General features: G+C 58.9%; 10 protein-coding genes. 7 read left to right on the top strand and 3 right to left on the bottom strand.

Annotated elements, in window-relative coordinates; genetic code table 11:
• Positions 1-524: 524 nt before the first annotated feature.
• Together ACIOZM_RS02935 and ACIOZM_RS02930 are read right to left on the bottom strand one after the other, a co-directional pair.
• Positions 525-701: a hypothetical protein gene (locus ACIOZM_RS02935; protein WP_401209359.1), complete on the bottom strand. Its 177-nt coding sequence runs from the start codon at positions 699-701 to the stop codon at positions 525-527.
• Between the two features lie 109 nt (positions 702-810).
• A complete protein-coding gene (locus tag ACIOZM_RS02930; RefSeq protein ID WP_401209357.1) occupies positions 811-1,044 on the bottom strand; it encodes a DUF465 domain-containing protein in 234 nt (77 codons plus the stop codon).
• A 205-nt stretch (positions 1,045-1,249) separates the two neighbouring features.
• Here ACIOZM_RS02930 and ACIOZM_RS02925 point away from each other — a divergent pair, with 205 nt between their 5' ends.
• On the top strand, positions 1,250-1,771 hold the full coding sequence (locus tag ACIOZM_RS02925) for a DUF4142 domain-containing protein (protein ID WP_401209355.1): 522 nt from the start codon (positions 1,250-1,252) through the stop codon (positions 1,769-1,771).
• A gap of 63 nt (positions 1,772-1,834) precedes the next feature.
• On the opposite strand, the gene ACIOZM_RS02920 is transcribed toward ACIOZM_RS02925, so the two are convergent.
• The gene (locus ACIOZM_RS02920) at positions 1,835-2,113 is read right to left on the bottom strand and encodes a hypothetical protein (protein ID WP_401209352.1); all 279 of its coding nucleotides are present in this window, start codon (positions 2,111-2,113) and stop codon (positions 1,835-1,837) included.
• Between the two features lie 253 nt (positions 2,114-2,366).
• Here ACIOZM_RS02920 and ACIOZM_RS02915 point away from each other — a divergent pair, with 253 nt between their 5' ends.
• The 6 genes from ACIOZM_RS02915 to ACIOZM_RS02890 are packed head-to-tail and all read left to right on the top strand — an operon-like array spanning position 2,367 to position 7,794.
• Positions 2,367-3,218: an STAS domain-containing protein gene (locus ACIOZM_RS02915; protein WP_401209349.1), complete on the top strand. Its 852-nt coding sequence runs from the start codon at positions 2,367-2,369 to the stop codon at positions 3,216-3,218.
• 4 nt (positions 3,219-3,222) lie between these two features.
• Entirely contained in the window at positions 3,223-3,585 is a 363-nt protein-coding gene (locus ACIOZM_RS02910; RefSeq protein WP_025112567.1) for an STAS domain-containing protein, read from the top strand.
• Positions 3,582-3,986 (top strand): anti-sigma regulatory factor, encoded by a 405-nt coding sequence (locus tag ACIOZM_RS02905; protein ID WP_401209347.1) that lies wholly within the window; start codon positions 3,582-3,584, stop codon positions 3,984-3,986. Before ACIOZM_RS02910 ends, ACIOZM_RS02905 begins: the two co-directional genes overlap by 4 nt.
• Positions 3,983-4,993, top strand: a complete 1,011-nt coding sequence (locus ACIOZM_RS02900) for an ATP-binding protein (RefSeq protein WP_401209692.1) — start codon at positions 3,983-3,985, stop codon at positions 4,991-4,993. Before ACIOZM_RS02905 ends, ACIOZM_RS02900 begins: the two co-directional genes overlap by 4 nt.
• Positions 4,986-5,861, top strand: coding sequence for a sensor histidine kinase (locus ACIOZM_RS02895; RefSeq protein ID WP_401209344.1), 876 nt, complete (start codon positions 4,986-4,988; stop codon positions 5,859-5,861). Before ACIOZM_RS02900 ends, ACIOZM_RS02895 begins: the two co-directional genes overlap by 8 nt.
• Positions 5,851-7,794, top strand: a complete 1,944-nt coding sequence (locus ACIOZM_RS02890) for a response regulator (RefSeq protein WP_401209341.1) — start codon at positions 5,851-5,853, stop codon at positions 7,792-7,794. The genes ACIOZM_RS02895 and ACIOZM_RS02890 overlap by 11 nt, the downstream gene beginning before the upstream one ends.
• Positions 7,795-7,949 lie beyond the last annotated feature (155 nt).

The raw sequence follows: 7,949 nt of genomic DNA, 5'->3' as shown, positions 1-7,949 counted from the left end.
ATTATCCCCAGAAAGCCGGCTCCATATTTGGAATGCAATCCCCAGAGAGCCGGCTCCATATTTGGAATGCATTCCCCAGAGAGCCGCCTCCATATTTAGAATGCATTATCCCCAGAAAGCCGGCTCCATATTTGGAATGCAATCCCCAGAGAGCCGGCTCCATATTTGGAATGCATTCCCCAGAGAGCCGCCTCCATATTTGGAATGCATTCCCCAGAGAGCCGGCTCCATATTTGGAATGCAACCCCCAGAGAGCCGGTTCCATACTTGGAATGCAATCCCCAGAGAGCCGGCTCCATACTTGGAATGCAATCCCCAGAGAGCCGGCTCCATATTTGGAATGCAATCCCCAGAGAGCCGGCTCCATATTTAGAATGCATTACCCCCAGAGAGCCGGCTCCATATTTGGAATGCAATCCCCAGAGAGCCGGCTCCATATTTAGAATGCATTATCCCCAGAGAACCGGCTCCATATTTGGAATGCAATCCACTGTGGGAGCTAGCCTGCTAGCGATGGCATTGGTTCAGTTACCGGATCTATCGAACTTGTCCGGATCTTCGTCTTTCGGCAAATCATCCAGCTCGGGATCTTCTTCGGGATGCTCGGCGGTATGCGCCGGGCTATTGGGCTCCGGATGGGTCGGCACCGGGTCGAATGCGCCCTGCTGTTCACTGGGGAATTTGGGTTTGTCTGTGTTCATGAGGCACCTCGCAAGGAGTCGATGAATTCGGACTCTGAACATTCGAGGTGCCGGTCGTGCGCGTCGTTCCAGTCAATCCGCCACCGATGGTCGGCGGATCAATCGCCGGTCAGGCTTGAGACTCCAACTGCCTGACGATCTTGTCCTTGACCAGCAAGCGTTTCTCCTTGAGTTTTCGCACGACGTCATCGTCTGATTTCGCGTTTTCCGCATCGACCACTTCAGCGTCAGCCTGGGAATACTTGGTAAGCAGTGAATCCAGTAGTGGGTCCTTGGAGCGTTTTTGCTGGATCTCTTCCTTCGTGCAGCTCAAGTCCTGATACAGGTCATGGGAAACCGGCATGGAACACCTCCGTCAGTTGATCGGCAGCCAACGCGACTGATTGCGTCAGCCAGTTATCAGAATGGCCTCGGTCGGGCGGTTCTGTCGACCACCTGTCAGACCAGCGGTGGCCGTTCGTCGCCCTGTCGCAAATGCGATAAAACCTTTTTTCGTCGCGCTGCCTCCATTGCATAACGATCACAAAAACCTGTGTGGAGATACGCTAATGGACGGATTCAAACTGCGTCACCTCGCTCTGGCTGTCGTTTTGAGCAGCGGTATGGGCAGCGCCTTTGCCGCGACTTCGAACAACTTTGTCGATAACGCCGCTGCCGGTGGCATCGCCGAAATCGAAACCAGTCGCCTCGCGCTGGAAAAGAGTTCCTCGGTCGACATCAAAGAGTTCGCCAACATGATGATCACTGACCACGGCAAGGCCAATGATGAACTGGCCTCGATTGCCAAGGCCAATGACATCAAGGTCCCGGACAGCACCACACTGGTCAAACAGGCCAAGGAAAAGATTCTCGACATGCGCGATGAATCTTTCGATGCGGCCTATGCCAACAATCAGGTGAAGGCTCACGAAGAAACCATCGAACTGTTCAAGAAAGAAGCCAACACCGTGACCGATGACAAAACCAAAGGCGCGACCGAGCTGAAAGCCTTCGCCCAGAAAATGCTCCCGGCACTGGAAAAACACCTCGCCGGTGCAAAAGAGTTGCAGGCCAAACATCCGAGCAAGTAAGTCCCTGCTACAAACAAAGAGGCCGCATTCAATGAATGCGGCCTCTTGTCGTTTCAGCGCGTTTTAGCCGCCATCGGTATCAATATCCGCATCGGTCTCTTCACCCGGTTTCGCCCGATCCGGATCAGGCTCGAAGCCTGGGCTGAACTCGTTGTCATTGTCCGTGTGCTTGTTCTTCTGATCCACCGCCGGATCGGCGCTTTGCGCCTGGTCGGTATCACCCTGCTGTTGTGCGGGCTGCGTGGGCGCAGGCTGTCCCGGGACTTGCGGATCAATCGCAGGATCGTTGCGGTTGATCGGTTCTCCGGCCTGGTTCTGCTGTTGCGGCGATTGCTCGTTCATAGCCACCTCGTTGGTCTAAGCCAGCACGACCTGAATCCGTCGAGCCTTGTAGTTTCGAAGCCTGCTACCGGGCAAACGTTCAAAACTTCGCAGCTTGCAGCCACGCCGACTAGAGTTAGCGAGACGTTTCTTGCGCCAGATCAAAAATATCTTCGCAGGAACGAACAACTATTTTGAACGGCAAATGTCACTGACTCTGCGCCGGTCATTTTTTACAAAATCGGCCCCCCATTCGCTACGGAGCAACAGGCACATGGCAGCACTGCAGAACAGCACACTCGATGCGATGAAAAAACAACAAGTACAGCTGCTGGGCGACTGGATCAAAGGACTTGAAGCCAGCGGTGCCACCCGCAATCTCAAGGAACAGGACATCCATAGGGAAACCACTGAGTTTCTGCAACTGGTGATTACCGGCCTGGAAAACGACAACGGCACGAACGTAGTCGCATCGGGTTGGGATGCAACGCGGCAATTTCTCGAAAAACTCTCGCACAGCCGCGCTCTGCTCGGTCAGGACTCGCAACAGACCGCCAGCTTCATTTTTGCCCTGAAAGGCCCGTTGTTTACCCTGCTGCAAAGCCACTACAAAAAACAACCGGCGCAGCTCGCAGAACAACTCTGGGAAATCTCCGAACTGCTCGACGCCTTCGGCCTGCACACCATCCGTACGTTCCAGAAATCCCGTGAAGCGGTGATCAAACGCCAACAGGAAGAACTGCTCGAACTCTCGACCCCGGTGGTCAAGCTGTGGGATGGCGTACTGGCGCTGCCGATGATCGGCACCCTCGACTCGCAACGTACGCAAGTAGTGATGGAGTCGCTGCTGCAACGCATTGTCGACACCGGTTCGGAAATCGCCATCATCGACATCACCGGCGTGCCTACCGTCGATACGCTGGTGGCTCAGCACCTGCTGAAAACCGTGACTGCAATCCGCCTGATGGGCGCCGACTGCATCATCAGCGGCGTGCGTCCGCAGATCGCCCAGACCATCGTGCATCTGGGCCTCGATCTGCAAGGCGTGGTGACCAAAGCCAATCTGGCCGATGCGCTGAAACTCGCCCTGACGCGCCTGGGCATCAGCCTCGGCAAACCGGTTTAAGCCGATGGAACGCATTCCTATATTGCAAATGGGCGACTTCCTGCTCGTCACCATTCAGGTCGACATGCATGACCAACTCGCCCTGACCCTGCAGGACGACCTATCCGAACGCATCAGTAAAACCTCTGCGCGCGGGGTGTTGATCGACATCTCGGCGCTGGACATGGTCGACTCGTTCATCGGGCGGATGATCGGCACCATTTCCGGCCTGTCGAAAATCATGGACGCCGAAACCATGCTGGTGGGCATGCAGCCGGCGGTGGCGATCACGCTGGTCGAACTCGGCCTGACCCTGCCCGGCGTCAGTACCGCGCTCAACGTCGAGCGCGGGATGAAGCTGCTGCAGGAACGAGTACGCCAGCAATGACCGTGCGCAGCAGTGGTACTCAACCGATTCAGATTGAGCAGGACGTGGTGCTGGCGCGCCAGACCGCGCGCAAACTGTCCACCGAGTGCGGCATGCGCCTGATCGACCTGACCAAACTGGTGACGGCTGTCAGCGAGCTGGCGCGCAACACCATGGTCTATGGCGGTGGCGGCGACATGGACTGGCAGATCCTCGATGAAAGCGGCAAGGTCGGCCTGCGTCTGACCTTCCGTGACGAGGGCCCGGGCATTCCCGATATCAAACTGGCGATGACCGATGGCTGGACTTCCGGCAGCGGTTTGGGCCTCGGCCTGACCGGCGCCAAACGGCTGGTCGATGAATTCGAACTGGACACCGAGCCCGGCAAAGGCACGCGCATCACGATCACCCGATGGACATGAATATCGGTGGGTCGATGACCCAGGTGCTGCTGATTGAAGACAGCAGCCAGATCGGTTATGCCCGGCGTACGGCCCAGAAGCTCGCCGAGCAGCACGGTTTTGATCAAACCGACGCTGGGCGCGTGGCGCTGGTGGCCACCGAACTGGCGAGCAATGTGCTCAAACATGCCAGTCGCGGCGAGTTGCACCTGCGCGCCCTTCCCCGTGCCAACGGCTTCGGCATTGAAATGCTCGCGGTTGATCGCGCTCAGGGTTTTGATCTGGATGCCTGTCTGGCGGACGGTTTCTCCACGGGCGGCACCCAGGGCATCGGCCTCGGCGCAGTGGCGCGGCAGACAGAACTGTTCGACGTGTATGCCGATGCCCGTGGCGCGGTGTTGCTGGCGCGGGTGTATCCACGCGCCGACCGCCAGCCGGATTTGCGTTACGGTGTCAGTCAGCACTCGCTGCACGACGACCCGGCGTGCGGCGATGTCTGGCATCTGGCGTTCAAGGACAATAATGTCAGTGCGCTGGTCGTCGATGGACTCGGCCACGGCGAGGAAGCCGAGCGCGCTGCCAGGGCCGGAGAACGTCCGTTCGCCCTGGCACCGTTCACCACCCCGGTCATGCTGATGGATGACATGCACCGGGACATGATCGGCACCCGTGGTGGCGCGGCAGCGATTGCCCAGTTCGACGCCGGGCGCGGCAGCCTGACGTTTACCGGTGTCGGCAACATTGGCGCAAGCCTGATCGCAGCGGACAAGTCCCGTGGTCTGGCCTCGCACCCGGGAATCGTTGGCGTCCAGTACAGGAAAGCCCAGCCCTTTGACTATGCTCACGTAAACGGACATTTATTGATCATGTACAGCGACGGCCTGCAATCCCGTTGGAGTCTTCAAGACTATCCCGGTCTGGTGCACCGCCACCCCGCCGTGATAGCCACCGTCCTGCACCGCGATTTCTGTCGCGGGCGCGACGATGTAACGGTGCTGGTCGTTGCCCTGGAGGCCGCCCATGGCTGAGTCGCCAACCTTGAGCAATGCCGAGCAGGCAGCGCTTATCGCGCAGTTGCAGAGCGAGACCGCCGCCCTGCGCGAAGAACTTGATGAAACCAATCAGGGCGTGCTCGCGCTGTACGCCGAACTCGACACCCAGGCCGACCAGTTGCGTCAGGCCTCGGATCTGAAAAGCCGTTTTCTGTCGTACATGAGTCACGAGTTCCGCACCCCGCTGGGCTCAATCCTCAGCATCAACAGCCTGCTGGCCGACGAACTCGACGGCCCCCTCAGTCCCGAGCAACACAAACAAGTGGCGTTCGTCAGCACCGCCGCCCGCGAACTCAGCGACATGGTCGATGACCTGCTTGATCTGGCGAAGATCGAGGCCGGGCGTATCACTATTTCCCCGGCCTGGTTCGACATGTTTGACCTGTTTTCCGCGTTGCGCGGGATGTTCCGGCCAATCGTCGATGCGACCGCCGTGGATCTGATTTTCGAGGAACCCGCCGGTCTGCCGCGCCTGTTCACCGACGACAAGAAACTCGGGCAGATCCTGCGCAATTTTATTTCCAACTCGCTGAAGTTCACCACCCGTGGCGTGGTCCGAGTTTCAGCCCAGCTCGAAGGCGAGGACAAAGTGCGCTTCGCGGTCAGTGACACCGGCATCGGTATCGCCCCGGAGTTGCACGGCGCCTTGTTCGAGGACTTTTCCCAGGTCGATTCGCCGCTGCAAAAACGTCTGCGCGGCACCGGCCTCGGCCTGTCACTGTGTAAACGTTTCGCGGCCCTGCTGGGTGGTGAAGTGGGTGTACTGAGTACCCCGGGGATCGGGTCTACTTTCTTCGTGATCATTCCGCTGGCGATTGCTCTGGAGAATGTCGATGAAACGTGACATGCGTCTGCTGATCGTCGACGACAACGTCGCCACCCGCTACGCCTTGCGCCGGCGGCTGGAACGTCACGGCTACGAAGTGCTGGAAGCCGGCACCGGCACTGAAGGCCTGGCATTGATCGAAAGCGAAGCACTCGATGCGCTGATCCTCGACGTCAATCTGCCGGACATGAGCGGTTTCGACATCGTGCGCATTCTGCGCGCCGATCTGAAGACCGCGTTGTTGCCGATAATTCATGTCTCGGCAGCCTCGATCCAGACCGGCGACATCATCACCGGCCTGGATGCCGGGGCCGATGCCTACCTGATTCATCCGGTCGATCCGGACGTGTTGCTGGCGACCCTGCGTACTCTGTTGCGGGTGCGCGACACCGAGAATGCGCTGCGTGAAAGTGAGGCACGCTTTCGCGAGATTTTCATCAATGTCTCCGCGCCGATTGCGGTGCTTGACGCGAACCTCAAGGTTCATGAATGCAACCATGCTTTCGCGCAATTGATCGAAGACAATCTCGATCCCGAGACGCTTGACCAGTGCTTCGAAGCGGGCCAGGGCGCAATTCTCAATGAGTTGCGCCTGCGGCTGGTCGATGGCGAGCGCTGGAAAGGCACGTTGAACATGCGTGTGCAGGGGCAGACTCGCGAAACCGAGTGGCAGATTTCACCCTATCGCACGCCGCAACTGAGCCTGGTGTTTGTCGAGGACGTCACTGAACACCGCCACCGCGAGCGCTCCCACCTGGCACGGCTGGATGACACCACCACACAACTGGCCAAGGAGGTCGCCGATCGCGTGCGGGCCGAGGCCCAACTGCTGCAAGTGCAGAAAATGGATGCACTGGGCAAGCTCACTGGCGGCATCGCCCACGACTTCAATAATTTACTGACCGGTATTATCACCAGCCTCGAGCTGATCCAGAAACGCGTGGCCGACGCACGTCTCGACAAGGTGCAGTTCTACGCCGAAGCCGCATTGAACTCGGCGATGAGCGCCGCCTCCCTCACTCATCGCCTGCTCGCCTTCGCCCGGCAGCAACCATTGGATACGCGACCGGTGGACATCAACGAGCATGTGCGCTCGCTGGAGGAACTGCTGGTGCGGACCATTGGTGAACGCATAGCCCTTAAGCTGGAGCTGACGAATAAACCGGCGATTGCGCTGGTCGATCCGATTCAGCTGGAAAGCGCGATGCTGAATCTGGTGATCAATGCCCGTGATGCGCTGCCGCAGGGGGGCAATATCTGGGTCAACACGTACGCGGCGTACTCCCATGGCGATCCGAATCTGGCTGATGGTGCTTATGTGGCGTTGTCGGTACGCGATGACGGCACCGGCATCGAGCACAACGTGATCGACAAGGTGTTTGATCCGTTCTTCACTACCAAGCCGTTGGGCCAGGGCACCGGGCTGGGGCTGTCGACCATCTATGGTTTCGCCCGCCAGTCCGGCGGCGATGCGCATATCCGCAGCGTGGCCCGGCGCGGTACTGAAGTGACGATCATGCTGCCAGCCACCAGCGACCCGACAGGTGCCGATGTCGCCCCGTCGGCTGTCGATTCCCAGGGGGCTGGCGAGCATGTGCTGATTGTCGAGGACACGCCTTCAGTGCGGATGTTTGTCACCGAAGTATTGGAAGATGCCGGTTATCGCTGCACTCAGGCGGGCGACATCGAAACGGCGCTGGAGCGTTTGCAGAATGATCCGTCGATCAATCTGTTGCTGACTGACGTGGGTCTACCGCGCATGAGTGGTCGGGAACTGGCGGACGTTGCACGGGGCTGGCGGGAACACCTGCCGATCCTGTTCATGACCGGCTACGCCGAAACCGCGATCAATCGGCAGGTGTTTCTCGGCGCCGGTATGGACATGTTGATCAAACCGTTCCAGATCAACGAACTGCTCGACAAAGTCCGCCGCACCCTCGACGGCGCCTGAGACCCCCTGTAGGAGTGAGCCTGCTCGCGATGGCAGTAGATCAGACAGCAATGGTCCAGGCTGATGGCCCCATCGCTGGCAGGCCAGCTCCCACAGGTTCATGGGCGTGCGCATCATCTGTGGATGACGCAAAAATCTGTGGGGATCAGGCAGCA

It is taken from the genome of Pseudomonas sp. NPDC087346, from assembly GCF_044744235.1.
GTDB lineage: Bacteria > Pseudomonadota > Gammaproteobacteria > Pseudomonadales > Pseudomonadaceae > Aquipseudomonas.
The sequence above is the reverse complement of the archived record's forward strand: the minus strand, read 5'-3'. Positions and strand labels throughout refer to the sequence as shown.